The following is a 26,298-nucleotide window of genomic DNA, read 5'->3' as shown; positions in this document are numbered from 1 at the left end:
GATTCTCTTCTTCTTCCGTCAACATGTTTATCTCACTGATGCTTCTCTCCGGATTCTTAAGTATGAACATTATTAAGTTTACAAACCTAGTAATCAACTGGTTAATCTCAATTTTATTAAATAGTTCCACTCTATAATCTATACTCAATACAAGTTCGTTTTTATGAGTATAATTTTTAATATGAAAGTTTAATTCATTAAAATCATACCCGCTAAATATTTCTTTAAATTCAGCTTCCATTTCTTGATATTCAAAGCCAATATTAAATAGCTGGTTAATATTATGCCCATCCACTCTTAAATCTTGAATTAATCTATTATATGGATAGCGTTGATGTCTCATAATTTTTCTTTGCTTCTTATTAATCGAGCTAATAAATTCTTTAATATCTAATTCATTATTTAATTTCATTCTAAAAGGGACAGTACTTACAAACATGCCTATTGCTTTTTTTTCGTAAGATTTACGGTTTGCAAAAAAAGTTCCAATTACTAAATCTTCAACTTTCTTTGTGCGTGAAAAGTAAAGAAACAGAGAAGACATGAAAAGAGTATACATACTAACTTTATTTTCTTCGCAAAAAATTTCAATTGCTTTTTTAGTTTCTTTTGTGAAAAGAAACTCTTCTCTTTTTGCAGATAAGTTGTTTGTATATAATTTTTGCGAATCGCTTATTAAATAGTCAGGAATATTTTTAAATTCTTCATCCCAAAAATCTTTATCTTTTTTAAATCTAGAAGATTCATTATATTGTTTTTCAGAATCAATATAATCTTCTATAGAGTAATTATCGATATAATCACTACTAGAGTTTTGAATTAATTGTTTGTAAATACTGACAATAGTTGGGATCAACACATCGATAGATACTCCGTCAATAATTGCATGATGAGCTTTAATGAGTAGGAAAGAAGTATGATTAGAAGTAACAATAGAAAATTCATAAAGGGGCTTATTAAAAAGGGGAAAAGGTTTTTTGGCATATTGTTCAACCCAATGCTCAATCTGTTCTTCGCTATAGTTTAGTAATTCATAGACATCAATATTTTTATTGGGATAGTAGTCAGAAATATATTGGCGTAACTCACTTTTTTCATTTTTAAAAAATTGGATTCTCATCATCTCATTTTCATTAACAAAATGGTTTATGGAATCTTGCATAGCTTTTACATCAATATTATGAACTTCTGTCTTTACAATAATATTGGGCGCTCCTGTATCAGGTGACAATAAGTCAGAAAACAATATTCTATTTTGAGCATCATTAGTTCGATAAATTTTTTTCATAATTTAATCTACTCCTATTGTTAATATACGTTTAATGCGATCTTTGATAACATGAAATTATAAAAATCTTATATCTTACGTAAAGGAACAGGGGATGTTTAAATGAAAATTTTTCTCGTCAAAAAACCAGATACATTATCAGATGTTAAATTATTAAAAATTTTAGAGTCCTCTACTATAGATTCTAATAGAAAACTAAAGTTATTTAAAAATAGAAATGAAGCGATTAGACGTTTAATAAGTTCTTTGTTAATACGCAGAATCATTAGGGATGAGTTAAATATACCGGAAACCAATATTACTTTTACTTACAATAAATATGGGAAACCTTTTCTTAATGAAAGTGATTTTTTTCACTTTAATATTTCTCATTCTGGCGATTGGATTGTTTGTGTCATAGATAAGCATGAAATTGGTGTTGATATTGAAAAAATTCAGCCCATCGATTTAGATATAGCTAAGGAGTTTTTTTCGTCTCAAGAATATAATTATATAATGAGTAAACCCTTCAATGAGAGAACTTACGCCTTTTATGAAATATGGACTCTTAAAGAATCTTATCTAAAGACAATTGGAAAGGGATTATCTATTCCTCTAAAATCGTTTACGATAAAGAAAGAAAATGATAAGTTTAGCCTTGACAATAATAATAATTATAATTTTCTTAACATGAACATAGAAAAAGATTATATTTTATCAATTTGTATGAATTCCAATAGTGTAAATTTTAGTGTGGATTTTGAAAAAAATTACATAGAATATACTAGTTTAATAAAATAAAAGCATTCTATGTATAGCTACACTTACTTTACAACCCTCCTTATAAAAAGTGAAACTAAACACTTTCAATTACATAGTACCTAATAATGTAATGAATGTAAATAAAAGTGAGGGAAAATTCGAATTATTTCGCAAAGATAAATTGACTCTTGCTCACTAGCGCAGAAACATTCATTATTAGGGAATTATCAATCTGTAAGAGTTCCAATGATTATAATGAAATTCTTTTGTTTATAATTTAATATAGTTTTTGATTAAACATACTGCTACTTATCCTTGACAATTTTTTGAATATACTATATTTTAAGGTTAAGTACGATAAAAATGAATTCATTAATGAGGACGAGTAAGCATAAGTATTGTTCTACAGAGAGTTGGTGAATTGCTGAAAACCAAAGTTCAAATTATGCTGAATATCACCTCCTAAAGAAGAAAAACGATTAATGTCGGTTTTTCAAAAGTCCTTTACTAAAAGGATTACACAGGATACTAATAAGAATGAGTGCTGGTTTAATGTCTAAAATGGCAATTCCAGAATCAGGGTGGTAACACGGGTTAGATCTCGTCCCTATTAAATAGGGATGAGATCTTATTTTATTACAAACAATTTTTGTTGGATTAAATTAAAACGAAGCAGAATAAATTTGAATTTAAGAATATCATCAGCGAAACAGAAACAATTCTATTATTTTGAGGAGTGAAATTATGGAAAAAGTAAACCCAAATGAAAGTCCCTTACAACGAGAAAATAGAATTAAAGCTTTGTGGGATAAAGAAAAAACTTTTGATAAATCTATTTCTAATCGTGAAGGCAATGAAACGTTCGTTTTTTATGAAGGTCCGCCTACTGCAAATGGACTACCTCATGCTGGCCATGTTTTAGGACGTGTTATTAAAGATTTCATCGCACGATACAAAACAATGCAGGGATATCAGGTTATCCGAAAAGCAGGTTGGGACACACATGGTCTTCCAGTAGAGTTAGGTGTAGAAAAGAAAATAGGTATCTCTGGAAAAAAAGAAATTGAAGACTTTGGCGTAGAGAATTTCATTGAGGAATGTAAAAAAAGTGTCTTTGATTTTGAGCGTCAGTGGCGTGTTTTTACTGAAGCTATTGGTTATTGGATTGATATGGATAATCCATATATAACACTAGATAATCGATATATAGAAAGCGTTTGGTACATTCTTGCTTCAATTCACAAAAAAAACTTATTGCAACGTGGACACCGCGTTACACCTTATTGTCCAAGTTGCCAAACGTCTTTAAGCTCTCATGAAGTAGCTCAAGGATATAAAGATGTGAAAGATTTATCTGTTACAACTAAGTTTAAAATTGCAGGTACAGAAAATGAATACTTCCTAGGCTGGACCACAACCCCTTGGACTTTACCAGCAAACGTTGCACTTGCCGTTCATAAAGATCTGGAGTATGTAAAAGTTAGACAAGGAAATGAGGTGTATATTGTCGCTCTAAAACTCATTAATGATGTACTAGATGGAGAATACGAAATCATCAGTAAACATAAAGGGAATGAGTTTCTAGACCTAGCTTATCATCCTCCTTTTGATTACTTAAACCTTAATCGAGGACATATAATAATTTCAGCTGATTTTGTTAACGATGAAAGCGGTACTGGCATTGTTCATCTTGCACCGGCGCATGGTGAGGATGACTATGAGGCAATTAAAGTAAACGAACTTGACTTTGTAAATGTAGTTGATCATGAAGGGTGCTACACTAAAGATTTTCCACCTTTATCTGGTAAGTTTGCAAAGGAAAGTGACGTTGCTATTATTAAAATGTTAGCGGATACGAACCTATTATTTTCTAAAGAAAAGTATGAACATAGCTACCCACACTGCTGGCGCTGTGACTCTCCACTTATTTATTATGCGATGGAAGGATGGTTTATCAAAGCAACCTCAATCAAAGAGACTATCCTTCGTAATAATGAATCAATCACTTGGCATCCAGAACATATGAAACACGGTAGGTTTGGAAAATTTCTCGAAAATATGGTCGATTGGAATTTGGGTCGTAATCGATACTGGGGGACACCACTGAATATTTGGATTTGTAAAAATTGTGATCATCAATATGCACCTCAAAGTATACAGGACCTCAAAAATCATGCTAGTCATGCTATTCCTGAGGACTTGGAACTTCATAAACCATATGTAGATAAAATCAACCTTACTTGTCCAGAGTGTCAAGGGGAAATGGAAAGGACAAAAGAAGTTATCGACGTATGGTTCGATAGTGGCGCAATGCCTTTTGCACAGTATCATTATCCTTTTGAAAATAGAACATTATTTGAAAAGCAATTTCCTGCAGATGTCGTTGTAGAAGGAGTCGACCAGACAAGAGGCTGGTTCTACAGTCTTCTAGTGGTGTCTTCGTTATTTACAGGGAAACCATCTTATAAACGAGTACTTTCTCTAGGTCATATTCTTGATGAAGACGGTCGTAAAATGTCTAAAAGTAAAGGTAACGTAATTAATCCAATTGATCTTGTAGAACAATATGGTGCTGATGCACTTCGTTGGTCACTACTTGCTGATAGTGCTCCTTGGAATAATAAACGTTTTTCTGCTAATACTGTCAGTCAAGCAAAATCAAAAATGATTGATACCCTAGTCAATACTCATTCATTCTACACACTTTATGCAGAAATAGATCAATTTTATCCTGAAGAATATAGCCTAGCAGAAAAATCTTTACTAGATGAGTGGGTGTTATCAAGACTTCATACTGTTATTGAAAAAGTCGATAAATACCTAGAAAACTATGATTTCACTGCTGCCGCAAGAGAACTTGCTATTTTCGTAGATCAGGTGAGCAACTGGTATATCCGCCGGTCACGTGACCGCTTTTGGAGCGAAGGTATGAATTCTGATAAAATATCTGCTTATCATACACTTCATAAGGTGTTAACCACAGTGAGTAGAATGCTAGCACCCTTTACGCCCTTCATTAGTGAAGATATCTATAGCAATCTAACTGGTCAAAGTGTACATCTTGCTGACTTCCCTGAAGCTAATAAATCAATGGTAAAACAGGAGCTCGAACACGAGATGGAAGGTGTCCTTCAAGTTGTAGAACTTGCCCGACGTGCTCGAAACGCTTCTAACATTAAAACTAAGCAACCTCTGTCTGAATTAACCATTGTAGGGGATACTCGCTATATAGATTCTCTAGTAAAATATAGCTATATTATTGAAGATGAAATTAATATTAAAAAAGTACACTTTCAAGAAGATGTAGGTGAAGCCATTCAGTTTGAAATTAAATTAAATTTTCCGACTGCTGGTCCTAAACTTGGCAAGCAAGTTGGAGCTGTTCAAAATTCACTAAGTAAACTGTCTTCTGAACAAGCAAAAAATGTTGTTGAAAAAGGCTCTTATAAATTTGAAAATCAAGAAGGAGAGTATATTGAAATTGAAAAAGAGGATTTAAGAATCACACAAATAAGTCAAGAAGGAGTGGATATGGCCTCTAATGAGGTATTTACTGTTCTTCTAAACACCGAAATTAGTGATGATCTTTATAAAGAAGGTCTTATTCGGGAACTTATTCGAGCAGTTCAACAATATCGTAAAGAATTAAACTTACCTGTGGAACAGAGGGTGAATCTCACATTTCATTTAACTGATTCATTTAAACTTGCTGTTGAAAAATATAAGGACCTTTTAGAACGTAATCTGTTAATTAAAAGTATAGATTTTGAGAAAATGAAAAATATGAAATATGTAAAAGTTGAAGATGAAACAGTAGGTATTAAAGTCGAAATTTAATAAATAACAATTACAATATAATTATTTTTTTAATAATTTATAAAGATGGGTTGTCCTTAAACAACCCATCTTTTATATAAATTTATTTAAAGTTCAGAATGATAAGGTTAATAATAGACCCAACTGAAAAAATATTTGGATTTTTTGAAATAATATTTAGGATCTTTGGCAATTTTGAAGTTTTCCGATTGAAAGATATGATAGGGGGAATTGTCACTCACCTATTATCACCAAAGAGATATGCTTATGACTCTCAAGTATTGAATCTAAATCTTTTGATAGTCATCATCAATTACATGATGATTGAAAGACAAAAATAATCCACAACAAATGATTAGTCCGTGCGTTAAGAAATATTCGAAAAAGATGTAAACTTTAGCGAGTTACCGTCTCACTGTAACTACTAAACTAACCTCATAATTTTCCTCAATTAAAATTAAACAGTGATATTATTAGCTATAAATATTAGCCATTATTATTAACCAGCTGACTCTCTAAATGTCAAGATGAATTAATTAATATTTAATCACTTCTTTTATATTCCCAACTGACAAATATTCAGTTGGGAATTATTTTTTGAAAAATTTCTTCAAATCTCTGGCAATTTCAAAGTTTCTCCCGTTGAAGGATATGAAAGGGGAGATCATCGCCCACCTTTGCAGTATTGTGAAGGGAGATGACGTGCATAATAGAACCCAATCGTACCGAATGGCAAATACGCTGTGCATTTAATGCCTTCTGTAAACGTGTCCTAAAACATGCTGCTATTGACATCTACAATGAGCGGCGTCGACAACAGTCTAAAGAAAGAACTTTTTCTGAATTGACACCCCAAGAAACGCATCAACTTTATTCTATAGATCATTATGGTGAAGACAATACAGAAGATTTTCAACTCGCAGACAAGAGAATTACGACACATTTACTTGCAGAAGCGATGCATACACTACCAGAGGAAAAGCGCAAGACGGTCCTCTTATACTATTTTCTACAAAAATCTGATATGGAAATTAGTCAACAGCTTAAGGTACCACGCAGCACTGTGCAGTATCGACGGACAAGCGCGCTAGAACGGTTGAAACGATTTTTGGAGGTACATGCAGATGAATGGGATGAATAAAATAAACACTCAAAATGATGAACGTGGTTTGTTGCCATATCCGATTATTTTAGCTGCAAACGCGGGCGAAGCCGAAGCAATGAGCATTGTCATACAACACTATGACTCTTATATTGCCAGTCTATCCATGCGAAAATTACAAGATGAATACGGCAATAGTTATTGGGACATGGATGAAGAAATGCGAGGTCGTTTACGATCTAAACTGATGCAGTCTGTTTTGGCTTTCAAGATATAAATCAAACATGAATTACATTCCCCCTTTCATGATAGACCATTGTACTTTGACAAACCTGTGTGGAAGATAACCCCACATTGTATATCAAAAAAATCAGATACGTTCTATTGATGTTGAGCCACCTGATGCTTGCGCCATGACTTTTTATAGAAACGAGCGATGAACAAGAAATCTGATGTCATTGTGGTGAATGACTGGCGAAGAAGCATCAATATATATAATGATACTCCCCTACCGTCATGGTTCGAGCGTTCAAAGCGTCGCAGACCATAAGTGGGGCTGGAAGAACTACTTGCAGGGGTGAGACTCCCGTGGGCTGTACCCGCAGCCGTCTGATTTTTTGATTTTAGATTCATCTAAAGCTTATAAAGTGATTAATTAAAATACAATCGCCTCAAGACTTCAAAATGACCAATTAAAAACCATAATGAAGGTGATTTAATGTATAGAGATACCCATTATCCATTTTTATTAACACGAGAACAAGCTTCCCACTTCTTAGGCATTGACCCGAAATCTTTTGATAAGTATATTCGATCTCATAACGATTTAAAGCGTTTCATGATTGGAAAACAAGAACGATTCACTGTGGAGGAATTGGTCTATTTCGTTAAGAAGTATTCAGTTGCCTGAATTTATTTGTTGATAGATCAGTAAAATCATTCTAAGATAAACATGTATTCATTTTGCTGTCTATCAACTTTCTGAAAGGAAAATGATAAATGGCAAGTATTCAAAAAAGAGGCAAGTCTTGGCGAGCGACCGTCTCACTTTATAAGCACAGTAAACATGATAGAATCACGAAAACTTTCAATACAAAAAAAGAAGCAACGTTATGGACACTACAAACTGAATTAGCCAAAGGCAATGGGAAACAACTTGCAAAAAGAACTACTACATTTGCAGACTTTTTTGAGGATTGGCTTTATATCGTCAAAAAGAATGATATCAAGGAAACAACTTTCCAAAACTATGTCAGAACGCTTGCGGTTATTCGAAGTTTATTTGGAGATATTAAGTTGCAAGATTTAAATGATATTGTCGTGCAAGGGAAAATTGATGAATATGCGAAAACACATTCCCGCAAGACAACCCATGAAGTTCTACTCAAAATTAGAACTGCTCTACGTGATGCATATGCCCGTGGATATATTACAAATGATTTTGCACATTTAGTTAAAACCCGGGGAGAAAATCCGCCAAAAAGGAATAAAGCTTTATCCATCACAGATTTTAAAAAGCTGCGTAAATATGTTCTTGACCATACTGATGATGAATTTAATGTCCTGGTATTGGTTGCTTTAGAAACTGGTATGAGACGAGGAGAACTGCTCGCAATCCAACCTGACAGTCTGTTTGAATATGGTATTAAAGTCAGACATTCTATCAGCCCTACTTCTGAAGATATATCATTAAAAACAGATAATTCAAGAAGAGATGTCTCAATCAATAAAGAAGTATATGATATTTTGAAAAATATCGAAGCAAAAGAAAATGGATTCATTTTCAATTTCGATGGTTTCAAACAATCCGAACGTTTAGCCAGTTTATTGAAAAAATTAGATATTGAAAAAACTACATTTCATGGATTACGAGATACTCACGCCTCATTTTTGTTTGCTCAGGATATCGATATTTCTTATGTATCAAAGCGACTTGGACATATTAATATTCAAACAACGCAGAATTACTATCTCGAATTAATGCCAGAAAAAAGACACCAGCAAGATGCTGATGCCTTAAATCTACTCAATGCATTATAAGATTAACGTTAATTTGCACCAACTTGCACCAAAAATTGCTTGCAAACGTTGATATATCAACAAGTCTATTAACGTTTTGAGAACTGTGGAGAACGACGAGCCTTTTTAAGACCTGGTTTCTTACGTTCTTTCATACGTGGGTCACGTGTTAATAGTCCAGCTCTTTTCAGTGCTGAACGGTGTTCTGGATCTGCTTCTAGTAAAGCTCTTGCAATACCGTGACGGATTGCTTGTGCTTGACCAGTAAATCCACCACCGTGAACATTTACTAATACATCATAGTTACCTGCAGTTTCAGTTACTGCAAATGGTTGACTTAAATCTAAGATTAAACTTTCAAATGGAAGATATTCTCTCATGTCGCGTCCGTTTACTGTTACGTTACCTTCACCTGGTACTAAACGTACGCGTGCTACTGAATGCTTACGACGACCAGTTCCTAAATATTCTACTTTAGCCAAATGTTTTCCCTCCTAATCCTTAACCACGTAACTCGTAGTTTTCAGGTTGTTGTGCTACGTGTGGGTGATCTGCTCCACCGTATACGAATAATTTCTTACCTTGCTTACGTCCAAGTGGATTCTTAGGAAGCATTCCTTTGATAGAAGTTTCCAATAATCTCACAGGGTTGTTCTCTCTTAATTCACCAGCTGTAACAGATTTGATTCCACCTACGTGACCTGAATGTCTGTAGTAGATCTTTTGTGATTCTTTTTTACCAGTTAATTCGATTTCACCAGCATTGATGATGATTACATAGTCACCAGTATCAACGTGTGGTGTGAATGTTGGTTTATGTTTTCCGCGTAATAATGTAGCAACTTCTGTAGAAAGACGGCCGAGTGTTTTACCAGCTGCATCTACAACGAACCATTTACGCTCGATGTTTGACTCATTAGCCATAAACGTTTGACGCATATTATTTCCTCCTAAATCCATTCTATATTTCGTGTTTTTTTAATAGTCGTTTTTGTCTTTTTATATTCATAATCTTAAAAGGTTCCGGGGCCTTATAATCATGGATGGATATAAAAATGTACCGTTAGTTATTATATAATTATCCACCAACAAAGTCAATATGATTGATAGATTTTATATGTCTTCATACCAGACTTTTTCCAAATATAGTCCTTCTGCCGGTGCGGTTTTTGGAATGATTGTTCGATCTTTCGCCTTCAGCATATTCAAAGTATCCGCTTCTCTTTTACCCTTACCGACTTCAAGTAGATAGGCCACGATGATTCTGACCATATTATATAGAAAACCAGTGCCAGTAATGACGATATCAATGCCGTCTGTTGTTTCTTCGATGTCGAGTTGTTTAATCTCTCTTACCTTATTTTTAATCTCCGCTTTCGCACTGGAGAATGTGGTGAAGTCATGCACTCCAACAAAGGGTGCTGCTGCATCTCTAATCTTTTCTAAACTTAAGGTATCCATACAATGGGTCTTCAACCCTGCATAGAAAGGGTTCTTATTGCCAGTATAAATTTTGTAGCGATAGGTTTTTCCCTTGGCATTAAATCTCGAATGAAAGTCGTCATCAACGATATCTACTTTTTTAATATAAATATCGTCTGGCATAGATCTATTCAAAATAAATTGCCACTTATCTCGTGGTAAATCGATTGTCGTATCAAAGTGAATATATTGATCTATGGCATGCACACCACTATCGGTTCTAGAAGCACCGTGTAGTCTAGTATGTGTCTTATGCATGCGTTTGAGTTGTTTTTCTATAGTGCCTTGGACCGTACGGTAATCATGTTGATACTGAAAACCACTAAAGTTTTGACCGTTATAAGAAATGTTTGCTCTTACTCTCATTTTATTCACTGCCTTACCCATAATAATATCAATCCTAATATTAAGAGAATAATAATGGCGACCGTATCTTTTAACTGCCAATTTAATACTCTGTAGTGTGTTCGTCCTTCTTCACCCTTGTAGCCTCTCACTTCCATAGCAATTGCCATCTCATCTGCACGTTTAAAGGCAGACATGAATAAGGGAATGAATATCGGCACTAAGGCTGTGATTCTTGATTTTAGACTTCCCGTCATAAAAGTAGACCCACGGGCACTTTGTGCTTTAATGATTTTCTCTGTTTCATCCATTAGAGTTGGAATGAAACGTAATGAGATGGACATCATCATGGCGATTTCATGAACAGGTATCTTAACTGCTTTTAACGGTTTACATAGTTTTTCTATAGCATCTGTTAATTCTATTGGACTCGTCGTTAAGGTCATCAGTGTAGTGATAACCACTAGTAGAGCAAGTCGAATTGTAATATAAATCCCGGTAATCAGACCGTTGGATTCTATCGTAAAGAAGCCACCGTCAACAAGTATAGTACCACCCTTGGTTAAGAATATATGCATTAAGAAGGTGAATATCAACAGTATCAAAACGAGTTTTAAACCATTGAAGAGGAAGCGAACTGATAAGCCGGCAAGTTTAGTCACAGCCAGTACAAAAAGTATGAGTATGCCGTATCCTAGCCAATCTTTTGCAAAGAATACAATAATCATAAAAAGAATAACTGAAATCAACTTAGCCCTAGGATCTAAGCGGTGAATCACACTCTCACCAGGAATATACCGACCAAGTAACATTGAACTAAGCATGACTATCCCTCCACTCTTTATAGAGAGAAATAAAGTCCTTAGTATTTAAAGGGATTTCTTTAAGATATACCCCTTTTTTCTCGAGGTCCTTAGTCAATCTAATAATATGTGGTATTTCAAGATTGTAAGCTGTCATAAAGCTTTCATCGGTTAAAATATCTGTCGTTTTTCCTTCTCTAACTAGTTCTCCTTGATCCATCACCTTAACGGCATCTGTATACTCTAATACATCATCCATATCGTGCGTTATCAAAATAACAGTCACATCAATCTTGTTGAAGACATCGTTAAATAATCGCATTGTCTCATCATGACTCACCGGGTCTAGGCCGGCTGTAGGTTCATCTAAAATTAGAATATCTGGTTCCATAGAGAGAATTCCCGCAATCGCTACTTTTCTCATCTGTCCACCAGATAATTCAAACGGACTACGCTCATAGAGTGTTTCTGGTACGCGGAGGAGTTCTAAGTATTGAAGTGCCTTTTCTCTTGCTTCTTCTTCACTCGCTCCCATATTCATCGGTCCAAACATGACATCTTTTAAGACTGTACTTTCAAACAATTGATGCTCCGGAAACTGAAACACCATACCCACTTTCATTTTAGCTTCATGAATTACCTTTTGCTTGGTCTTCTTAGAAAGCTTAATGCCATCAACATTTAAGTCACCTGTTGTCGGTAAAATCAAACCATTCATTGTTTGAATTAAAGTCGACTTACCACTACCTGTATGACCAATTAATCCATAGAACTTACCTTTTTCAAAAGACGTTTCAATCTGTTTTAAAGCTCTGAACTCAAATGGGGATTTCGGATTATATACTACACTCACTTTATGAAAATCTATAATCATAGGCGGTCCACCAACATTTCATGCGTCAGGTAAGTCCCATCTAAAAGTGCTTCTGATAGTTCCATTGTATAAGGCACCTTCAGGTTGCTTTCTTTTAGCAGCTCTTTGTCCCTGTAGATTTCATCAATGCTACCCTCAGCAACTGCTTTTCCTTGGTTCATAACAACGACCTTGTCACTTCTATAAATTTCAGTCAGATCATGGGTGATATATATAATGGTCGTCTCCAACCGTTCATGTAAATCACAAAGTATGCTCAGCACTTCTTGTCTGCCTTTTGGATCTAACATAGAAGTTGCCTCATCAAGGATGAGGACCTCAGGTTTCATAGCCAAGGCTCCCGCGATCGCAATTCTTTGTTTTTGACCACCTGATAAACGATGTGGTTCATGTTTTTTAAAATCAAGCATGTCAACTAACTTTAAGGCATAGTCTGTTCGTTCAATCATTTCTTCTCTTTCTATGCCCATATTCTCTAAACCAAAAGCGACATCATCTTCCACTGTCGCACCAACAAATTGATTATCAGGATTCTGAAACACAATTGCAAAACGACTACGCAAGTCTTTCATATTATCATTATTTAACTGTTTACCATCTATATATATGTTGCCTTCATAGGACTCTGTAATCCCCATCAGGACTTTAACAAGCGAACTTTTACCAGAACCATTATGCCCGATAATCGATGTCCACTTTCCTTTTTCAAAGTTAATGGAGATATGATCAAGAGCATATGCTTCTTCTTCTCTATACTTAAAAGCGACATTCTCTAGTTTAATCATATCTCCACTCCTTTAAAAATTTATGTAAAAAAAGCGCGTACCCTGCAATAAGAGTCGCGCACTGATTATTTACTGCAGGATACGTCGAGCTAGACGAAAGAGCCCTGATGGGCTCATCATCATAACACTCACTCTGCTTTTAAGAATTTACGCTTCTTCAGTTGTAACTGGAGCGCCTTCTACGAATTCAATAATTACAAGTTCAGCTCCGTCACCGCGACGGCTACCAAGTTTCTTAATGCTTGTATAACCACCTTGACGATCAGCAAAACGTGGAGCGATATCTTCAAATAACTTTTGAAGTGCATAACTTGTTGAACCATCTTCATTGATGATTTCTACGTTGCGTACAGTTTGACCAGCACGTCTTTTAGCTGCTAAGTCGCCTTTTTTACCAAGTGTAACAAGACGGTCAGCTAATTTACGAAGTTCTTTAGCACGGTCTTCAGTTGTAGTGATTCTTTCACTAACGATTAAAGACGTCGCTAAGTCGCGTAACATTGATTTTCTTTGGTCAGATGTACGTCCAAGTTTTCTGTAACCCATTATTTCTCCTCCTTTATGACTAGTCTTCTTTCTGTAGACCTAAGCCTAAGTCTTCAAGTTTAAATTTAACTTCTTCAAGTGACTTACGTCCTAAGTTACGTACTTTCATCATATCAGCTTCTGTTTTATCAGTGAGTTCCTGAACAGAGTTGATACCAGCACGTTTTAGACAGTTGTATGAGCGTACTGACAAGTCAAGCTCTTCAATTGACATCTCAAGTACTTTTTCTTTCTGATTTTCTTCTTTTTCGATCATGATTTCAGCATTTTGAGCTTCATCAGTCAGACCAACAAAGATGTTTAAGTGTTCAGTTAGAATTTTAGCACCTAATGATACAGCTTCTTGAGGCGTAATTGAACCATCTGTCCATACGTCTAAAGTAAGTTTATCGAAGTTTGTACTTTGTCCTACACGTGTATTTTCAACCGTATAATTCGCACGTTCTATCGGTGTGTAGATAGAGTCGATTGGAATTACACCAATTGGCATGTCAGCTTTATTGTTGCCATCTGCAAGTGTGTAACCTCTACCACTATCAGCAGTCATGCGTAATTTCAAGCTTCCACCTTTAGATACTGTTGCAATCTTAAGATCTCTGTTTAAAATTTCAACATCACTATCATGAGTGATATCAGCTGCAGTAACGACACCTTCACCGCTGAAATCAATTTCTAAAGTTTTCTCATCTTCAGAGTAGATTTTCAGTGCCAGGCTCTTGATGTTGGTAATAATTGTAGTCACGTCTTCAACAACATTGTCGATTGTCGAAAACTCATGAAGTACATTTTCTATTTCAATCGTCTTAACTGCCGCACCTGGTAATGATGATAAAAGAATGCGACGCAAGGAGTTCCCAAGTGTTGTTCCATAACCTCTTTCCAAAGGTTCTACAACAAACTTACCAAACTTAGAATCTTCCGATACTTCTACTGTCTCAATTCTAGGTTTCTCGATTTCGATCATGTGTAACATATCCTCCCTTTAAACGCCGAAAATATTAGAAAATTATATTGTTCCCAACTACTTAAGCGATTAAATAATTATTATACACGGCGGCGTTTAGGTGGACGGCAACCATTGTGTGGAACTGGAGTTACGTCTTTAATAGCTGTAATCTCAAGACCAGCAGATTGAAGTGCTCTGATTGCTGCTTCACGTCCCGCACCAGGACCTTTTACTGTAACTTCTACAGTTTTAAGACCGTGTTCCATCGCTGCTTTAGATGCTGTTTCAGAAGCCATTTGTGCTGCGAAAGGTGTAGATTTTTTAGAACCTTTAAAACCTAAGGCACCAGCAGATGACCATGATAAGGCATTACCGAACTCGTCAGTGATTGTTACGATTGTATTATTAAATGTTGAACGGATATGTGCAATTCCTGCTTCGACATTCTTTTTCACTCTGCGTTTACGACTAGTTTGTTTGCGAGCCATTTGTTATCCTCCTTTACTAAAGTAAGCTATTTATTTCTTCTTGTTCGCTACTGTTTTGATTGGTCCTTTACGTGTTCTTGCATTGTTTTTAGTCTTTTGACCATTAACAGGCAAGCCACGACGGTGACGCATACCTTTGTATGATCCAATTTCCATTAAGCGTTTAACGTTAAGGTTTGTTTCACGGCGTAAGTCACCTTCAACTTTGTAACCATCAACGACTTCACGGATCTTGTTTAATTCATCTTCAGTAAGGTCTTTAACACGAGTACTTTCATCAACTGAAGCTTCAGCTAAAATTTTAGCAGCTGTGCTTGGTCCAATACCGTATACGTAAGTTAAAGAAATTACAACACGTTTGTCACGTGGTACGTCAACTCCTGCAATACGAGCCATATTTTTGCACCTCCAAATTATATATTAACCTTGTTTTTGTTTGTGTTTAGGGTTTTCACAGATTACCATTACTTTTCCTTTTCTGCGGATAACTTTACATTTCTCACAGATAGGTTTAACTGATGGTCTTACTTTCATGTTTTTTACCTCCTTAGAATATGGAGTCTCTTATTTAAAACGATAAGTGATTCTGCCACGTGTTAAGTCATATGGTGACATTTCAACTGTTACCTTATCACCAGGAAGTATGCGTATATAGTTCATACGAATTTTACCTGATACATGAGCTAAGATCTCATGACCATTTTCTAATTCTACTTTGAACATTGCATTTGGTAAAGTATCAAGCACTGTACCTTCCAGTTCAATTACATCTTGTTTACTCACTTTTTATCCTCCTTATACAGCATTTCAATTCCGTATTCGAAATTTGCTCTAGGTGACGATTCACTACGTCTAATAACGACTCACTCGTATACATATAGACAATAAACATTCACCTAAAGGCTGCGAAGGTGAATATCTCTATAAGTCATTAAGAATTTCATCGATTTCCTCGAATACTTCTTCTATATCTTTTGAGCCATCTACAGTAGACAGAACTCCAAGTTCTTTATAGAAATCTAAAAGCGGTGCTGTTTGTTTAACATTAACTTCAAGACGGTTCTGAACAGTTTCAGGATTATCATCTTCGCGTTGGTAAAGTTTACCGCCATCTAAATCACAGATACCCTCTGTTTTAGGTGGGTTAAACACGAGGTGATAAGTTGCTCCGCAAGTTTCACAGATGCGTCTACCTGTCAGTCTATTCATTAACTCTTCTTCAGGCACCTCGACGTAAATCGTTTGGTCGATCTGAGAACCTAACTCTTCCATAATCTTATTAAGGGCTTCAGCTTGTTCAACAGTTCTTGGGAAACCATCTAACAAGAAGCCACCTTTAGCATCACTTTGAGATAGGCGCTCTTTGACGATACCGATTGTTACTTCGTCAGGAACAAGTTCACCTTGATCCATAAATTCTTTAGCTTGTTTCCCTAAATCCGTCTCGTTTTTAATAGCGAGTCGGAACATGTCTCCCGTAGAGATATGAGGAATTGAATGTTTCTTAATTATCTTGGCAGCTTGAGTGCCTTTACCGGCACCTGGCAAGCCCATAATAATAATATTCATCTATATTTCCTCCTGCTTATCTGCGCTTTCTAAATCCACGATATTCCCTCTGATTCGCTTGTGCTTCGAGTTGTTTCATCGTTTCAAGTGCAACACCGATAACGATGAGTAGACTTGTACCGCCGATTTGAATCGCTTGTGGTAAATCCATAAACTTAGTAATCAACAGTGGCAAGATTGAAATACCTGCTAGGAATAATGAGCCAACAAATACTAATCTATATAGTACTGAAGTGATATAATCCTGAGTATTTTTACCCGGTCGGATACCCGGAATATAGCTACCTTGTTTTTTCAAGTTGTCAGCCATTTTCTCTGGGTTCACTTGCACAAATGAATAGAAGTAAGCAAATGCAATAATTAGAACAACGTAAAAGATCATTCCTACCCAATCAGATGGGTCAGCAAATCTTGCGACAGTCTGTGCCCAGTTAGCATCTGGGAAGAATAGTGTTAACGTCTGTGGCATCATTAAGAATGCCATGGCAAAGATTACCGGGATAACACCTGCTGGATTCACTTTCAATGGTAAGAAAGTTGCTTGTGGTGCAAGCTGTGAACCTGCATTTCTTTGACCTTTTGCGTACTGAATTGGGATTTTACGAATTGCTTGTAAGATAAACACCGCAAAGGCTGTGAGTAATAATAGGAATATTACTAAACCTGCAATTTGCAGAACCGCCATTGTCGTATCCGATGTGCCAGTAAATCTAGACTGGAACAATTGAATCAATGAACTTGGTAAAGCACCAAGTATCCCCGCAAAGATAATGATTGAAATACCATTACCTACACCGTGAGATGTGATTAACTCACCCATCCATAAAAGGAAGGCAGTTCCTGTTGTTAAGATTAATGCGATCAGCAAGTACGATCCAATGTTGTTATTTTCAATAAGTGCGCCTCCGAACATTTGGTTAAATGCGAAAGACATACCAATTGCTTGAATAAAAGCTAAAACGATCGTGAAATACCTTGTAAACTGAGCAAGTTTCTTACGGCCAACTTCGCCCTGTCTTGCCCACTCAGCAAACTTTGGCACTATATCCATCTGTAACAACTGAGTAACAATTGATGCTGTGATATACGGCATAATCCCCATTGCGAGAATAGAGAAGTTACTCAGCGCGCCACCACCGAACGTATTCATTAAGTCCAGGACGCCTCCACTAGAAGCACCCGTGTCAAATACGCTAGGGTCAACGCCTGGAACAGGAATATAAGTTCCTATCTTAAAGATAATCAGCATGGCCAAAGTAAAAAGTATCTTATTACGTATTTCTTTAATTTTAAAGAAATTCGATATCTTGCCGATCATTAGATCACCTCATGAGTTCCGCCTTGTTGCTCAATAGCTTCTTTAGCTGAACTAGAAAATTTGTGCGCTTTTACAGTTAATTTCTTATCAAGGCTACCGTTACCAAGAATTTTAATTCCAGCTTTTTCATTTTTAACAAGACCTGTCTCAACTAAGAGTTCAGGTGTTACTTCTGTACCATTGTCGAAACGGTTTAGTGAATCAACATTGACAACTGCGTATTCTTTACGGTTAATGTTTGTAAAACCGCGTTTAGGAATACTACGGAATAATGGTAATTGACCACCTTCGAAAGTAAGGCTCACTTTACCACCAGAACGTGATTTTTGTCCGTTGTGACCACGACCAGATGTCTTACCGTTACCTGATGACATACCGCGCCCTACTCTGTTACGTTTGTTACGCGCGCCTTCAACTGGTTTAAGTTCGTGTAATTTCATCTTCGCACCTCCTATATCATTTTATCATTAAATTTCTTCTACTGTAACTAAATGACTAACTTTGGCAATCTGACCTCTAAGTTGAGGTGTATCTTCGTGTTCAACAGTTTGATGCATTTTCTTAATACCTAATGACGCAACTGTTTGTCTTTGAGTTTCAGGTTTACCAATAATACTTTTAGTGAGGGTAACTTTCACTTTTGCCATTGACTATTCCCTCCTTAGTTTAGAATCTCTTCTACAGTTTTATCTCTAAGCTTAGCCACTTCTTTAACATCTTTAAGTTCAGTTAAGCCTGTAAGTGTTGCACGAACAACGTTAATTGGTGTATTCGCACCTAATGACTTGCTTAGGATGTCAGTAACACCTGCAAGTTCAAGTACGGCACGTACTGGACCACCAGCGATAACCCCTGTACCAGGAGCAGCAGGTTTCATGAATACGTTACCTGATGAGAAACGACCTTTAATTTCGTGTGGAATTGTACCGTTAACGATAGGTACTTCAATAAGATCTTTCTTCGCAGCTTCGATTGCTTTTTTAATTGCTTCAGGTACCTCTTGGGCTTTACCTGTACCGAAACCTACGCGACCTTTTCTGTCACCAACTACTACTAAAGCTGAGAAACGGAAACGACGTCCACCTTTAACAACTTTTGCGATACGGTTGATTGTCACAACGCGCTCTTCAAATTCTTGTACTTTCTCTTCTTTCTTGTAAGCCATGTTTATTGTCCCTCCTTTTTTATTAGAAATCCAGTCCGTTTTCACGTGCTGCATCAGCTAATGCTTTCACACGTCCATGATATAAATATCCACCACGGTCAAATACTACTTTTTCGAAACCTTTGTCTTTTGCACGAGTTGCAATAAGAGCACCGACTTCTTTAGCTGCTTCCACGTTAGAACCTAGTTCACCTTTGAACTCTGGATCTTGTGTAGATGCGCTTGCAAGTGTAATTTGCGCAGTGTCATCAATTAATTGAGCATAGATATGCTTGTTTGAACGATAAACATTTAAACGTGGTCTTTCAGTTGTGCCTGAAAGCATGTTACGCACGCGGCCATGTCTTTTTTGACGAACTTTATTCTTGTCAATTTTCGCGATCATTGATGGTCACTCCTCACTTATTTATTATTTACCAGTTTTACCTTCTTTACGGCGAACAAGTTCACCTTTATAGCGAATACCTTTACCTTTATAAGGTTCTGGTGGACGTACACTACGGATGTTTGAAGCTAAAGCTCCAACTTCCTCTTTATTAATACCTTCGATTTTGATGTTAGTGTTACCTTCTACAGAAATCTGAAGGTTTTCACCTGTTTCAAACTCAACAGGGTGAGATAAACCAACGTTTAATGAAAGTTTATTACCTTGCATTTGTGCACGATAACCAACTCCGATTAGTTCAAGTTCTTTTACAAAACCTTGTGAAACACCTTCAACCATGTTGTTGATAAGTGCACGAGTAGTACCGTGTACTGTACGGTGTTCTTTAGAATCACTTGGGCGTACTACTTCTAGTGTAGTATCTTCAAGATTGTATGTCATTTCTTCATTGAATGTGTTAACTAGTTCACCTTTAGGGCCTTTAACAGTAATAGTATTACCCTTGATGTCGATAGTTACATCACTTGGAATGTCAATAAGACGTTTACCAACACGACTCATTACTTTGCACCTCCTATAATATTAATTACCAAACGTATGCGAGAACTTCCCCGCCAAGATTTCTTTTACGTGCTTCTTTGTCTGTAAGCACACCTTCTGAAGTAGAGATAAGCGCAATTCCAAGACCGTTAAGTACTCTTGGTAACTCTTCTCTCTTAGCATAAACACGTAGTCCAGGTTTAGAAATACGTTTTAAACCAGTGATAACGCGTTCGCTATCGTTTGAGTATTTCATGAATACGCGGATAATACCTTGCTTATCATCCTCGATAAATTCTACGTTTTTTACAAAACCTTCAGTTTTTAAGATACCTGCAATTTCTTTCTTAATGTTTGATGCAGGGATTTCTAAAGTTTCATGTCTAACAATGTTCGCATTTCTAATGCGTGTTAGCATATCTGCAATTGGATCTGACACTGTCATTTAAGTTGCCTCCTTTCGAATAATGTTTCTTACCAGCTTGCTTTTTTAACGCCAGGAATTTGCCCTTTGTAAGCAAGTTCTCGGAAACAGATACGGCAAAGCTTGAATTTACGAATTACTGAGTGTGGACGTCCACATCTTTCACAACGTGTATATTCTCTAACTTTGAATTTTTGTTCTTTTTGCTGTTTAGCAATCATTGATTTTTTAGCCACTATTTCGCCTCCTTAGATCTTACTTTTGGAACGGCATACCGAATTGTGTTAGCAGTTCACGAGCTTCTTCGTCCGTGTTAGCTGTTGTTACAATTACAATATCCATACCGCGTACTTTTGATACTTTATCGTAGTCAATTTCAGGGAAGATAAGCTGTTCTTTAACACCTAGCGTGTAGTTTCCGCGGCCATCAAATGCCTTTTTAGAAATACCTCTAAAGTCTCTTACACGTGGAAGTGAAACCGAGATTAATTTGTCTAGGAATTCATACATTCTTTCTCCACGTAGTGTTACTTTAGCACCGATCGGCATACCTTCACGAAGACGGAAAGTAGCGATAGATTTTTTTGCTTTAGTGATAACTGGTTTTTGACCTGTGATTGCAGTTAATTCCTCAACAGCTGTGTCGAGTACTTTTGCGTTTTGCACAGCGTCACCAACACCCATATTAACAACGATTTTTTCGATTTTTGGTGCTTGCATTACAGAAGTGTAATTAAATTTATTTACTAATTCTTGTTTAATTGTTTCATTGTATCTATCTTTTAAACGTGCCATTTATGTGACCTCCTTCCGTTTGAACCTTATTTAATTTCTTTACCTGATTTCACAGCGATCTTCACTTTTTTACCATCTTTGATTTCATGACGGATACGAGTGCGTTCACCTGATTCAGGGTCAACGTGCATAACGTTAGAAACATGAATTGGCGCTTCTACCTCTAGAATCCCACCTTCTGGGTTCATTTGAGATGGCTTCTGGTGTTTCTTAACGATGTTTACATTTTCAACAATGACACGGTCTTCTCCAGGAATTGCTTTTAATACATTCCCTTTTTTACCTTTGTCTTTCCCGCTGATTACAATGACTTGGTCACCTGTTTTTACGTGCATAGTTGTCGCACCTCCTTCGGATTAAGATTATAGTACTTCTGGTGCTAATGAGATAATCTTCATGAAGTTACCTTCGCGAAGTTCACGAGCAACTGGTCCGAAAATACGAGTACCTCTTGGACCTTTATCATCACGGATGATTACGCATGCGTTCTCATCGAATTTAATATATGAACCATCTTCACGACGGATACCTGTTTTTGTTCTAACGATGACAGCTTTTACAACTTCACCTTTTTTGACAACACCACCTGGTGTTGCATTTTTAACAGTTGCAACAATTACGTCACCGATGTTAGCTGTTTTACGACCAGTACCACCAAGTACTTTGATTGTAAGTACTTCACGAGCACCAGAGTTGTCAGCAACTTTTAAGCGGCTTTCTGACTGAATCATGCGTGATTCCCTCCTTCTGTTTCAAGTATTATATAATTACAGACTCTTTAACGATTTCAACAAGACGGAATCGTTTAGTCGCTGATAATGGACGTGTAGCCTCAATTCTTACGATGTCGCCCATTTTCGCTGTATTGTTTTGGTCATGTGCTTTGTATTTCTTAGAATATCTAACACGTTTACCGATGATCGGGTGTTTTTTGTAAGTTTCAACGAGTACCGTTACTGTTTTATCCATTTTGTCGGATACTACGCGGCCCTGGAGAACTTTACGTTCGTTTTTCTCTTCCACGATTTGGACCTCCTCTAATTATTGATTCGCTTGTGCTTCTGCAATCTCTCTTTCACGAACCGTCGTTTTCATTCTAGCGATAGTTTTTCTAACTTCTTTGATACGAGCAGTGTTCTCTAGCTGACCTGTAGCTAGCTGAAAGCGCAGATTGAAAAGTTCTTCTTTCAATTCTTTGACATTTGATTCAATTTCAGAATTCGTTAAATCACGGATTTCTTTAGCTTTCATTCGTATCACCACCTAATTCTTCACGTTTAACGATCTTAGTTTTAACTGGAAGTTTGTGGCTCGCAAGACGAAGTGCTTCTTTAGCAACCTCTTCTTGAACACCTGCAACTTCAAACATAATACGGCCTGGTTTTACAACTGCAATCCATCCTTCGATTGCCCCTTTACCAGATCCCATACGTACTTCTAAAGGTTTCTTTGTATATGGCGTGTGCGGGAAGATGTTGATCCATACTTTACCGCCACGTTTCATGTAACGTGTCATTGCAATACGCGCTGACTCAATTTGTCTTGCAGTAATCCAAGATGTTGTTGTAGCTTGTAGCCCGTATTCACCAAAACTTACTTGATTTCCGCCTTTTGAACGTCCTTTAGTATCCGGACGGTGCTGACGACGGTATTTTACTCTTTTTGGTAATAACATTCCAATTTTCCTCCTTACTTATTTATTATTCTTTGTAGGAAGAACTTCTCCACGGTAGATCCATACTTTGACACCTAGTTTACCGTAAGTAGTGTCTGCTTCTTCGTGTGCGTAGTCAATGTCTGCACGAAGTGTATGAAGTGGAACTGTTCCTTCACTGTAGCCTTCAGCACGTGCGATATCTGCACCGCCTAAACGCCCTGATACTTGAGTTTTGATTCCTTTAGCGCCAGATTTGATTGCTCTTTGTAGCGCTTGTTTTTGTGCTCTTCTGAATGAAACACGGTTTTCTAATTGACGTGCAATGTTTTCAGCAACAAGTTTAGCATCCATATCAACTTTCTTGATTTCAATAACATTGATATGAACTTTCTTGCCAGTTAGGTTAGTTAGAGCTGTACGAGTTTTGTTGATCTCGCTACCACCTTTACCGATTACCATACCTGGTTTACCTGTGTGCAATGCAATGTTAACTCGGTTTGCAGCACGTTCGATTTCTACTTTAGAAATTGATGCATCTTTGAGATTAGTCTCGATATATTTACGAATCTTTAAGTCTTCGTGTAATAGAGTTGAGAAATTTTTGTCAGCGTACCAGTTTGCTTCCCAGTCACGGATGACACCTACACGAAACCCAATTGGATTTATCTTTTGGCCCAAGTTAATTACCTCCTTATATTATTAAGCGTTCTCTACTTCTTGATTTTCTTCAGTATCTACTTCATCAGCATATTCTTTTACAACTACAGTGATATGACTAGTGCGCTTGTTGATCTTAGAAGCACGGCCTTGAGCACGTGGACGGAATCTTTTAAGCGTTGGTCCTTCATCTGCAAAGATTTCAGAAATATACAAGTTATCGATATCCATATCGTAGTTATGTTCTGCGTTAGCAACTGCAGATTTAACTAATTTCTCCACTACCGGTGAAGATCTCTTGTTTGTAAGTTTTAAGATTGAGATCGCTTCTCCAACTTCTTTACCTCTTACTAAGTCAGCAATAAGACGTACTTTACGTGGTGCGATTCTCACAGTTCTAGCAACAGCTTTTGATTGCATGAGTCTTTCCTCCTTTACCGCATATGGTTAGTGTTTATCTTCTTGTTTTCTTGTCGTCAGCTGCGTGACCTTTAAACGTTCTTGTTGGTGCGAATTCACCAAGTTTGTGGCCAACCATATCTTCTGTGATGTACACAGGTACATGTTTACGTCCGTCGTATACTGCAATTGTATGTCCGATAAAGTTCGGGAATACTGTTGAACGGCGTGACCATGTTTTAATTACACTTTTTTTGTTACCTTCGTTTTGAGCCTCAACCTTGTTCATAAGGTGTTGGTCGACGAAAGGTCCTTTTTTAAGACTGCGTGCCATGTAGGCGCCTCCTTCCAATAATGCGTGCGGAGTAAATCCGCACACTTAACTCATTTATTTTTTACGTCCTCTAACGATTAATTTGTTAGAACGGTTCTTACCTTTACGAGTTTTCTTACCAAGCGTAGGTTTACCCCAAGGTGAAACTGGAGATGGACGACCGATTGGTGCTCTACCTTCACCACCACCGTGTGGGTGGTCGTTAGGGTTCATTACAGAACCACGTACTGTAGGGCGTTTACCTTTCCATCTAGAACGTCCGGCTTTACCAACGTTAACAAGTTCGTGTTGCTCGTTACCAACTTGACCGATTGTTGCACGGCAATCAAGTAGGATCATACGTACTTCACCTGAAGTTAATTTAACTAGTGCATATTTACCTTCTTTACCTAGTAACTGTGCACTTGCACCTGCAGAGCGAGCGATTTGACCGCCGGCACCTGGTTTAAGTTCAATGTTGTGAATTGTAGTACCCATTGGGATATCAGAAAGTACTAATGTGTTACCTACTTTAATATCCGCATCAGCACCACTCATAAGTTCAGTACCAACTTTAAGTCCTTTTGGTGCAAGAATGTATCTCTTTTCACCATCTGCATAAGCAACTAACGCAATGTTAGCTGAACGGTTTGGATCGTACTCTATCGTTTTAACTTTTGCAGGAATTCCATCTTTATTACGTTTGAAGTCAATAATTCTATAATGACGTTTGTGTCCGCCTGCTTGGTGACGCACTGTGATTTTACCTTGGTTGTTGCGTCCCGCTTTTTTCGGAAGCGGCTGTAATAATGAACGTTCAGGAGTCGTTGAAGTGATTTCAGCGAAATCTAAACCAGTCATATTACGACGACCATTCGTGGTAGGCTTATATTTTTTAATTGCCATCCTCGTTATACCTCCTTAATGGTATGTGCTTATATTTATTAGAAGATTTCGATTGAACCTTCTTTAAGTTTTACAATCGCTTTTCTTCTTCTGTTTGTATAGCCTTCGTAACGGCCCATACGTTTTTTCTTAGGTTTAACATTCATAATGTTAACTTTATCTACTGTTACATCGAAGATTTCTTCAATCGCGTGTTTAACTTGTGTTTTGTTCGCTCTGACGTCTACATCAAATGTGTATTTGTCTTCTGACATTAAGTCAGCAGAACGCTCAGTAATTACTGGGCGCTTGATAATGTCGCGTGCATCCATTATACAAGTACCTCCTCTGCTTTTTTGATTGCTCCTTCAGTGAAAATCACATGGTTAGCAGATAGGATATCTAGTACGTTAAGACTAGCTGGAGTTAACACTTTAACACCAGGGATGTTACGTGCTGATTTTTCAACAACTTCGTCTTTAGTATCAAGTACTAGAAGTACTTTCTTAGCAGCACCAAGGTTTTCAAGAACTTTTACGAATTCTTTAGTTTTTGGCGCTTCCATTGCTAGGCTATCTACCACTTGGAATACTTCTTCATTCACTTTAGCTGAAAGTGCTGAACGAAGTGCAAGTTTTCTCATTTTCTTAGGCATGCTGTAACCATACGATCTTTTAGTTGGTCCGAATACTACACCACCACCACGGAATTGTGGCGCACGGATTGTACCTTGACGTGCATTACCAGTACCTTTTTGTCTAAATGGTTTTTTACCACCACCGCGAACTGCAGAGCGGTTTTTTACAGCATGATTACCTTGTCTTAATGAAGCTCTTTGTAAGTTAACTGCTTCAAAAAGTACGTGTTGGTTTGGCTCAATACCAAAAATGTCTTGGTTTAATTCAATAGAACTCACTTTAGTTCCTTCTTTTGATAAAACATCGATTGCCATGTGT

Annotated in this window: 40 protein-coding genes and 1 other annotated feature; of the genes, 6 read left to right on the top strand and 34 right to left on the bottom strand. The window is 36.9% G+C overall.

Annotated features, from left to right (window positions below):
* Positions 1 to 1,288, bottom strand: a 1,288-nt coding sequence (locus EYB29_RS09865; RefSeq protein ID WP_240921861.1) for a condensation domain-containing protein, incomplete at its 3' end; no start/stop codon positions are given.
* A gap of 102 nt (positions 1,289 to 1,390) precedes the next feature.
* Here EYB29_RS09865 and EYB29_RS09860 point away from each other — a divergent pair.
* From EYB29_RS09860 to EYB29_RS09835, 6 genes are all read left to right on the top strand, one after another.
* Positions 1,391 to 2,068, top strand: a complete 678-nt coding sequence (locus EYB29_RS09860; RefSeq protein ID WP_166627151.1) for a 4'-phosphopantetheinyl transferase family protein — start codon at positions 1,391 to 1,393, stop codon at positions 2,066 to 2,068.
* A gap of 324 nt (positions 2,069 to 2,392) precedes the next feature.
* Positions 2,393 to 2,641 (top strand) — a binding site (T-box leader).
* A gap of 132 nt (positions 2,642 to 2,773) precedes the next feature.
* Entirely contained in the window at positions 2,774 to 5,866 is a 3,093-nt protein-coding gene (gene ileS, locus EYB29_RS09855) for an isoleucine--tRNA ligase (protein WP_166627150.1), read from the top strand.
* A gap of 676 nt (positions 5,867 to 6,542) precedes the next feature.
* Complete coding sequence (locus EYB29_RS09850; protein WP_240921860.1) at positions 6,543 to 6,986, top strand: RNA polymerase sigma factor; 444 nt, start codon at positions 6,543 to 6,545, stop codon at positions 6,984 to 6,986.
* Positions 6,970 to 7,224 (top strand): helix-turn-helix domain-containing protein, encoded by a 255-nt coding sequence (locus tag EYB29_RS09845; RefSeq protein WP_166627149.1) that lies wholly within the window; start codon positions 6,970 to 6,972, stop codon positions 7,222 to 7,224. Before EYB29_RS09850 ends, EYB29_RS09845 begins: the two co-directional genes overlap by 17 nt.
* Before the next feature lie 441 nt (positions 7,225 to 7,665).
* Positions 7,666 to 7,857, top strand: a complete 192-nt coding sequence (locus EYB29_RS09840; RefSeq protein WP_082238391.1) for a MerR family transcriptional regulator — start codon at positions 7,666 to 7,668, stop codon at positions 7,855 to 7,857.
* Between the two features lie 89 nt (positions 7,858 to 7,946).
* A complete protein-coding gene (locus EYB29_RS09835; RefSeq protein WP_166627148.1) occupies positions 7,947 to 8,987 on the top strand; it encodes a tyrosine-type recombinase/integrase in 1,041 nt (346 codons plus the stop codon).
* Between the two features lie 68 nt (positions 8,988 to 9,055).
* On the opposite strand, the gene rpsI is transcribed toward EYB29_RS09835, so the two are convergent.
* The 33 genes from rpsI to rplD form a co-directional block, all read right to left on the bottom strand.
* Complete coding sequence (gene rpsI, locus EYB29_RS09830) at positions 9,056 to 9,448, bottom strand: 30S ribosomal protein S9 (protein WP_166627147.1); 393 nt, start codon at positions 9,446 to 9,448, stop codon at positions 9,056 to 9,058.
* A 19-nt stretch (positions 9,449 to 9,467) separates the two neighbouring features.
* A complete protein-coding gene (gene rplM, locus EYB29_RS09825; protein WP_026865779.1) occupies positions 9,468 to 9,905 on the bottom strand; it encodes a 50S ribosomal protein L13 in 438 nt (145 codons plus the stop codon).
* A 174-nt stretch (positions 9,906 to 10,079) separates the two neighbouring features.
* Positions 10,080 to 10,814: a tRNA pseudouridine(38-40) synthase TruA gene (truA, locus tag EYB29_RS09820; protein WP_166627146.1), complete on the bottom strand. Its 735-nt coding sequence runs from the start codon at positions 10,812 to 10,814 to the stop codon at positions 10,080 to 10,082.
* A gap of 5 nt (positions 10,815 to 10,819) precedes the next feature.
* Positions 10,820 to 11,617: an energy-coupling factor transporter transmembrane component T family protein gene (locus tag EYB29_RS09815; RefSeq protein WP_166627145.1), complete on the bottom strand. Its 798-nt coding sequence runs from the start codon at positions 11,615 to 11,617 to the stop codon at positions 10,820 to 10,822.
* Entirely contained in the window at positions 11,610 to 12,470 is an 861-nt protein-coding gene (locus tag EYB29_RS09810) for an energy-coupling factor transporter ATPase (protein ID WP_026865781.1), read from the bottom strand. The genes EYB29_RS09815 and EYB29_RS09810 overlap by 8 nt, the downstream gene beginning before the upstream one ends.
* Positions 12,467 to 13,255, bottom strand: a complete 789-nt coding sequence (locus EYB29_RS09805) for an energy-coupling factor transporter ATPase (protein WP_026865782.1) — start codon at positions 13,253 to 13,255, stop codon at positions 12,467 to 12,469. The genes EYB29_RS09810 and EYB29_RS09805 overlap by 4 nt, the downstream gene beginning before the upstream one ends.
* Positions 13,256 to 13,402: 147 nt before the next feature.
* Positions 13,403 to 13,801 carry a 50S ribosomal protein L17 gene (rplQ, locus tag EYB29_RS09800; protein ID WP_026865783.1) on the bottom strand — a complete coding sequence of 133 codons (399 nt, stop codon included), beginning with the start codon at positions 13,799 to 13,801 and terminating at the stop codon, positions 13,403 to 13,405.
* 19 nt (positions 13,802 to 13,820) lie between these two features.
* On the bottom strand, positions 13,821 to 14,765 hold the full coding sequence (locus tag EYB29_RS09795) for a DNA-directed RNA polymerase subunit alpha (protein ID WP_026865784.1): 945 nt from the start codon (positions 14,763 to 14,765) through the stop codon (positions 13,821 to 13,823).
* A gap of 80 nt (positions 14,766 to 14,845) precedes the next feature.
* Positions 14,846 to 15,235 carry a 30S ribosomal protein S11 gene (gene rpsK, locus EYB29_RS09790; protein WP_026865785.1) on the bottom strand — a complete coding sequence of 130 codons (390 nt, stop codon included), beginning with the start codon at positions 15,233 to 15,235 and terminating at the stop codon, positions 14,846 to 14,848.
* Between the two features lie 30 nt (positions 15,236 to 15,265).
* A complete protein-coding gene (gene rpsM, locus EYB29_RS09785) occupies positions 15,266 to 15,631 on the bottom strand; it encodes a 30S ribosomal protein S13 (RefSeq protein WP_026865786.1) in 366 nt (121 codons plus the stop codon).
* 24 nt (positions 15,632 to 15,655) lie between these two features.
* Positions 15,656 to 15,769: a 50S ribosomal protein L36 gene (gene rpmJ, locus EYB29_RS09780; RefSeq protein ID WP_003156543.1), complete on the bottom strand. Its 114-nt coding sequence runs from the start codon at positions 15,767 to 15,769 to the stop codon at positions 15,656 to 15,658.
* A 30-nt stretch (positions 15,770 to 15,799) separates the two neighbouring features.
* Positions 15,800 to 16,018, bottom strand: a complete 219-nt coding sequence (gene infA / locus EYB29_RS09775) for a translation initiation factor IF-1 (protein ID WP_017547668.1) — start codon at positions 16,016 to 16,018, stop codon at positions 15,800 to 15,802.
* Between the two features lie 138 nt (positions 16,019 to 16,156).
* Entirely contained in the window at positions 16,157 to 16,804 is a 648-nt protein-coding gene (locus EYB29_RS09770) for an adenylate kinase (RefSeq protein ID WP_026865787.1), read from the bottom strand.
* A 16-nt stretch (positions 16,805 to 16,820) separates the two neighbouring features.
* Positions 16,821 to 18,122, bottom strand: coding sequence for a preprotein translocase subunit SecY (secY, locus tag EYB29_RS09765; protein ID WP_026865788.1), 1,302 nt, complete (start codon positions 18,120 to 18,122; stop codon positions 16,821 to 16,823).
* Entirely contained in the window at positions 18,122 to 18,562 is a 441-nt protein-coding gene (rplO, locus tag EYB29_RS09760; protein ID WP_026865789.1) for a 50S ribosomal protein L15, read from the bottom strand. Before rplO ends, secY begins: the two co-directional genes overlap by 1 nt.
* 27 nt (positions 18,563 to 18,589) lie before the next feature.
* Entirely contained in the window at positions 18,590 to 18,769 is a 180-nt protein-coding gene (gene rpmD / locus EYB29_RS09755; RefSeq protein ID WP_026865790.1) for a 50S ribosomal protein L30, read from the bottom strand.
* Positions 18,770 to 18,783: 14 nt separating this feature from the next.
* Positions 18,784 to 19,287, bottom strand: coding sequence for a 30S ribosomal protein S5 (rpsE, locus tag EYB29_RS09750; RefSeq protein WP_026865791.1), 504 nt, complete (start codon positions 19,285 to 19,287; stop codon positions 18,784 to 18,786).
* A gap of 22 nt (positions 19,288 to 19,309) precedes the next feature.
* Positions 19,310 to 19,672, bottom strand: a complete 363-nt coding sequence (gene rplR, locus EYB29_RS09745) for a 50S ribosomal protein L18 (protein WP_026865792.1) — start codon at positions 19,670 to 19,672, stop codon at positions 19,310 to 19,312.
* A gap of 24 nt (positions 19,673 to 19,696) precedes the next feature.
* A complete protein-coding gene (gene rplF, locus EYB29_RS09740) occupies positions 19,697 to 20,233 on the bottom strand; it encodes a 50S ribosomal protein L6 (protein WP_026865793.1) in 537 nt (178 codons plus the stop codon).
* Between the two features lie 25 nt (positions 20,234 to 20,258).
* Positions 20,259 to 20,657 carry a 30S ribosomal protein S8 gene (gene rpsH / locus EYB29_RS09735; RefSeq protein ID WP_026865794.1) on the bottom strand — a complete coding sequence of 133 codons (399 nt, stop codon included), beginning with the start codon at positions 20,655 to 20,657 and terminating at the stop codon, positions 20,259 to 20,261.
* 29 nt (positions 20,658 to 20,686) lie between these two features.
* Complete coding sequence (locus tag EYB29_RS09730) at positions 20,687 to 20,872, bottom strand: type Z 30S ribosomal protein S14 (RefSeq protein WP_017547659.1); 186 nt, start codon at positions 20,870 to 20,872, stop codon at positions 20,687 to 20,689.
* 19 nt (positions 20,873 to 20,891) lie between these two features.
* Positions 20,892 to 21,431, bottom strand: a complete 540-nt coding sequence (gene rplE / locus EYB29_RS09725) for a 50S ribosomal protein L5 (RefSeq protein ID WP_026865795.1) — start codon at positions 21,429 to 21,431, stop codon at positions 20,892 to 20,894.
* A 26-nt stretch (positions 21,432 to 21,457) separates the two neighbouring features.
* Positions 21,458 to 21,766 carry a 50S ribosomal protein L24 gene (gene rplX, locus EYB29_RS09720; protein WP_026865796.1) on the bottom strand — a complete coding sequence of 103 codons (309 nt, stop codon included), beginning with the start codon at positions 21,764 to 21,766 and terminating at the stop codon, positions 21,458 to 21,460.
* Between the two features lie 27 nt (positions 21,767 to 21,793).
* Positions 21,794 to 22,162 (bottom strand): 50S ribosomal protein L14, encoded by a 369-nt coding sequence (rplN, locus tag EYB29_RS09715; protein WP_026865797.1) that lies wholly within the window; start codon positions 22,160 to 22,162, stop codon positions 21,794 to 21,796.
* Positions 22,163 to 22,190: 28 nt separating this feature from the next.
* Positions 22,191 to 22,454 (bottom strand): 30S ribosomal protein S17, encoded by a 264-nt coding sequence (gene rpsQ, locus EYB29_RS09710; RefSeq protein WP_026865798.1) that lies wholly within the window; start codon positions 22,452 to 22,454, stop codon positions 22,191 to 22,193.
* A gap of 18 nt (positions 22,455 to 22,472) precedes the next feature.
* Positions 22,473 to 22,682 (bottom strand): 50S ribosomal protein L29, encoded by a 210-nt coding sequence (gene rpmC, locus EYB29_RS09705; protein WP_026865799.1) that lies wholly within the window; start codon positions 22,680 to 22,682, stop codon positions 22,473 to 22,475.
* Complete coding sequence (gene rplP / locus EYB29_RS09700) at positions 22,672 to 23,106, bottom strand: 50S ribosomal protein L16 (protein ID WP_026865800.1); 435 nt, start codon at positions 23,104 to 23,106, stop codon at positions 22,672 to 22,674. The genes rpmC and rplP overlap by 11 nt, the downstream gene beginning before the upstream one ends.
* A gap of 18 nt (positions 23,107 to 23,124) precedes the next feature.
* Positions 23,125 to 23,766 carry a 30S ribosomal protein S3 gene (gene rpsC / locus EYB29_RS09695; protein WP_026865801.1) on the bottom strand — a complete coding sequence of 214 codons (642 nt, stop codon included), beginning with the start codon at positions 23,764 to 23,766 and terminating at the stop codon, positions 23,125 to 23,127.
* A gap of 21 nt (positions 23,767 to 23,787) precedes the next feature.
* Positions 23,788 to 24,165, bottom strand: coding sequence for a 50S ribosomal protein L22 (gene rplV, locus EYB29_RS09690; protein WP_026865802.1), 378 nt, complete (start codon positions 24,163 to 24,165; stop codon positions 23,788 to 23,790).
* A gap of 34 nt (positions 24,166 to 24,199) precedes the next feature.
* Positions 24,200 to 24,478, bottom strand: coding sequence for a 30S ribosomal protein S19 (rpsS, locus tag EYB29_RS09685; protein ID WP_026865803.1), 279 nt, complete (start codon positions 24,476 to 24,478; stop codon positions 24,200 to 24,202).
* Positions 24,479 to 24,532: 54 nt separating this feature from the next.
* The gene (gene rplB / locus EYB29_RS09680) at positions 24,533 to 25,363 is read right to left on the bottom strand and encodes a 50S ribosomal protein L2 (protein ID WP_026865804.1); all 831 of its coding nucleotides are present in this window, start codon (positions 25,361 to 25,363) and stop codon (positions 24,533 to 24,535) included.
* A 38-nt stretch (positions 25,364 to 25,401) separates the two neighbouring features.
* Positions 25,402 to 25,674 carry a 50S ribosomal protein L23 gene (gene rplW / locus EYB29_RS09675; protein WP_026865805.1) on the bottom strand — a complete coding sequence of 91 codons (273 nt, stop codon included), beginning with the start codon at positions 25,672 to 25,674 and terminating at the stop codon, positions 25,402 to 25,404.
* Positions 25,674 to 26,294, bottom strand: a complete 621-nt coding sequence (rplD, locus tag EYB29_RS09670; protein WP_026865806.1) for a 50S ribosomal protein L4 — start codon at positions 26,292 to 26,294, stop codon at positions 25,674 to 25,676. The genes rplW and rplD overlap by 1 nt, the downstream gene beginning before the upstream one ends.
* Between the last annotated feature and the right edge of the window lie 4 nt (positions 26,295 to 26,298).

Origin of the sequence: Jeotgalicoccus sp. S0W5, from assembly GCF_011634875.1 — a bacterium.
In the GTDB taxonomy this organism is placed as follows: Bacteria; Bacillota; Bacilli; order Staphylococcales; family Salinicoccaceae; genus Jeotgalicoccus; species Jeotgalicoccus marinus.
Note: the sequence above shows the minus strand (reverse complement) of the source record. Positions and strands in the feature narration are given on the sequence as shown.

Excerpts from the sequence above, each read along its gene's own strand:
- EYB29_RS09860 (WP_166627151.1), top strand. The coding sequence starts at position 1,391 with ATGAAAATTTTTCTCGTCAAAAAACCAGATACATTATCAGATGTTAAA.
- ileS (WP_166627150.1), top strand. The coding sequence starts at position 2,774 with ATGGAAAAAGTAAACCCAAATGAAAGTCCCTTACAACGAGAAAATAGA.
- EYB29_RS09850 (WP_240921860.1), top strand. The coding sequence starts at position 6,543 with ATGACGTGCATAATAGAACCCAATCGTACCGAATGGCAAATACGCTGT.
- EYB29_RS09845 (WP_166627149.1), top strand. The coding sequence starts at position 6,970 with ATGAATGGGATGAATAAAATAAACACTCAAAATGATGAACGTGGTTTG.
- EYB29_RS09840 (WP_082238391.1), top strand. The coding sequence starts at position 7,666 with ATGTATAGAGATACCCATTATCCATTTTTATTAACACGAGAACAAGCT.
- EYB29_RS09835 (WP_166627148.1), top strand. The coding sequence starts at position 7,947 with ATGGCAAGTATTCAAAAAAGAGGCAAGTCTTGGCGAGCGACCGTCTCA.
- rplM (WP_026865779.1), bottom strand. The coding sequence starts at position 9,905 with ATGCGTCAAACGTTTATGGCTAATGAGTCAAACATCGAGCGTAAATGG.
- truA (WP_166627146.1), bottom strand. The coding sequence starts at position 10,814 with ATGAGAGTAAGAGCAAACATTTCTTATAACGGTCAAAACTTTAGTGGT.
- EYB29_RS09815 (WP_166627145.1), bottom strand. The coding sequence starts at position 11,617 with ATGCTTAGTTCAATGTTACTTGGTCGGTATATTCCTGGTGAGAGTGTG.
- EYB29_RS09810 (WP_026865781.1), bottom strand. The coding sequence starts at position 12,470 with ATGATTATAGATTTTCATAAAGTGAGTGTAGTATATAATCCGAAATCC.
- EYB29_RS09805 (WP_026865782.1), bottom strand. The coding sequence starts at position 13,255 with ATGATTAAACTAGAGAATGTCGCTTTTAAGTATAGAGAAGAAGAAGCA.
- rplQ (WP_026865783.1), bottom strand. The coding sequence starts at position 13,801 with ATGGGTTACAGAAAACTTGGACGTACATCTGACCAAAGAAAATCAATG.
- EYB29_RS09795 (WP_026865784.1), bottom strand. The coding sequence starts at position 14,765 with ATGATCGAAATCGAGAAACCTAGAATTGAGACAGTAGAAGTATCGGAA.
- rpsK (WP_026865785.1), bottom strand. The coding sequence starts at position 15,235 with ATGGCTCGCAAACAAACTAGTCGTAAACGCAGAGTGAAAAAGAATGTC.
- rpsM (WP_026865786.1), bottom strand. The coding sequence starts at position 15,631 with ATGGCTCGTATTGCAGGAGTTGACGTACCACGTGACAAACGTGTTGTA.
- rpmJ (WP_003156543.1), bottom strand. The coding sequence starts at position 15,769 with ATGAAAGTAAGACCATCAGTTAAACCTATCTGTGAGAAATGTAAAGTT.
- EYB29_RS09770 (WP_026865787.1), bottom strand. The coding sequence starts at position 16,804 with ATGAATATTATTATTATGGGCTTGCCAGGTGCCGGTAAAGGCACTCAA.
- secY (WP_026865788.1), bottom strand. The coding sequence starts at position 18,122 with ATGATCGGCAAGATATCGAATTTCTTTAAAATTAAAGAAATACGTAAT.
- rplO (WP_026865789.1), bottom strand. The coding sequence starts at position 18,562 with ATGAAATTACACGAACTTAAACCAGTTGAAGGCGCGCGTAACAAACGT.
- rpmD (WP_026865790.1), bottom strand. The coding sequence starts at position 18,769 with ATGGCAAAAGTGAAAGTTACCCTCACTAAAAGTATTATTGGTAAACCT.
- rpsE (WP_026865791.1), bottom strand. The coding sequence starts at position 19,287 with ATGGCTTACAAGAAAGAAGAGAAAGTACAAGAATTTGAAGAGCGCGTT.
- rplR (WP_026865792.1), bottom strand. The coding sequence starts at position 19,672 with ATGATCGCGAAAATTGACAAGAATAAAGTTCGTCAAAAAAGACATGGC.
- rplF (WP_026865793.1), bottom strand. The coding sequence starts at position 20,233 with ATGAGTCGTGTTGGTAAACGTCTTATTGACATTCCAAGTGATGTAACT.
- rpsH (WP_026865794.1), bottom strand. The coding sequence starts at position 20,657 with ATGACAGTGTCAGATCCAATTGCAGATATGCTAACACGCATTAGAAAT.
- rplE (WP_026865795.1), bottom strand. The coding sequence starts at position 21,431 with ATGGCACGTTTAAAAGATAGATACAATGAAACAATTAAACAAGAATTA.
- rplX (WP_026865796.1), bottom strand. The coding sequence starts at position 21,766 with ATGCACGTAAAAACAGGTGACCAAGTCATTGTAATCAGCGGGAAAGAC.
- rplN (WP_026865797.1), bottom strand. The coding sequence starts at position 22,162 with ATGATTCAGTCAGAAAGCCGCTTAAAAGTTGCTGACAACTCTGGTGCT.
- rpmC (WP_026865799.1), bottom strand. The coding sequence starts at position 22,682 with ATGAAAGCTAAAGAAATCCGTGATTTAACGAATTCTGAAATTGAATCA.
- rplP (WP_026865800.1), bottom strand. The coding sequence starts at position 23,106 with ATGTTATTACCAAAAAGAGTAAAATACCGTCGTCAGCACCGTCCGGAT.
- rplV (WP_026865802.1), bottom strand. The coding sequence starts at position 24,165 with ATGCAATCAAAAGCTGTTGCTAGAACTGTGAGAATCGCACCACGTAAA.
- rpsS (WP_026865803.1), bottom strand. The coding sequence starts at position 24,478 with ATGGCACGCAGTCTTAAAAAAGGACCTTTCGTCGACCAACACCTTATG.
- rplB (WP_026865804.1), bottom strand. The coding sequence starts at position 25,363 with ATGGCAATTAAAAAATATAAGCCTACCACGAATGGTCGTCGTAATATG.
- rplW (WP_026865805.1), bottom strand. The coding sequence starts at position 25,674 with ATGGATGCACGCGACATTATCAAGCGCCCAGTAATTACTGAGCGTTCT.
- rplD (WP_026865806.1), bottom strand. The coding sequence starts at position 26,294 with ATGGCAATCGATGTTTTATCAAAAGAAGGAACTAAAGTGAGTTCTATT.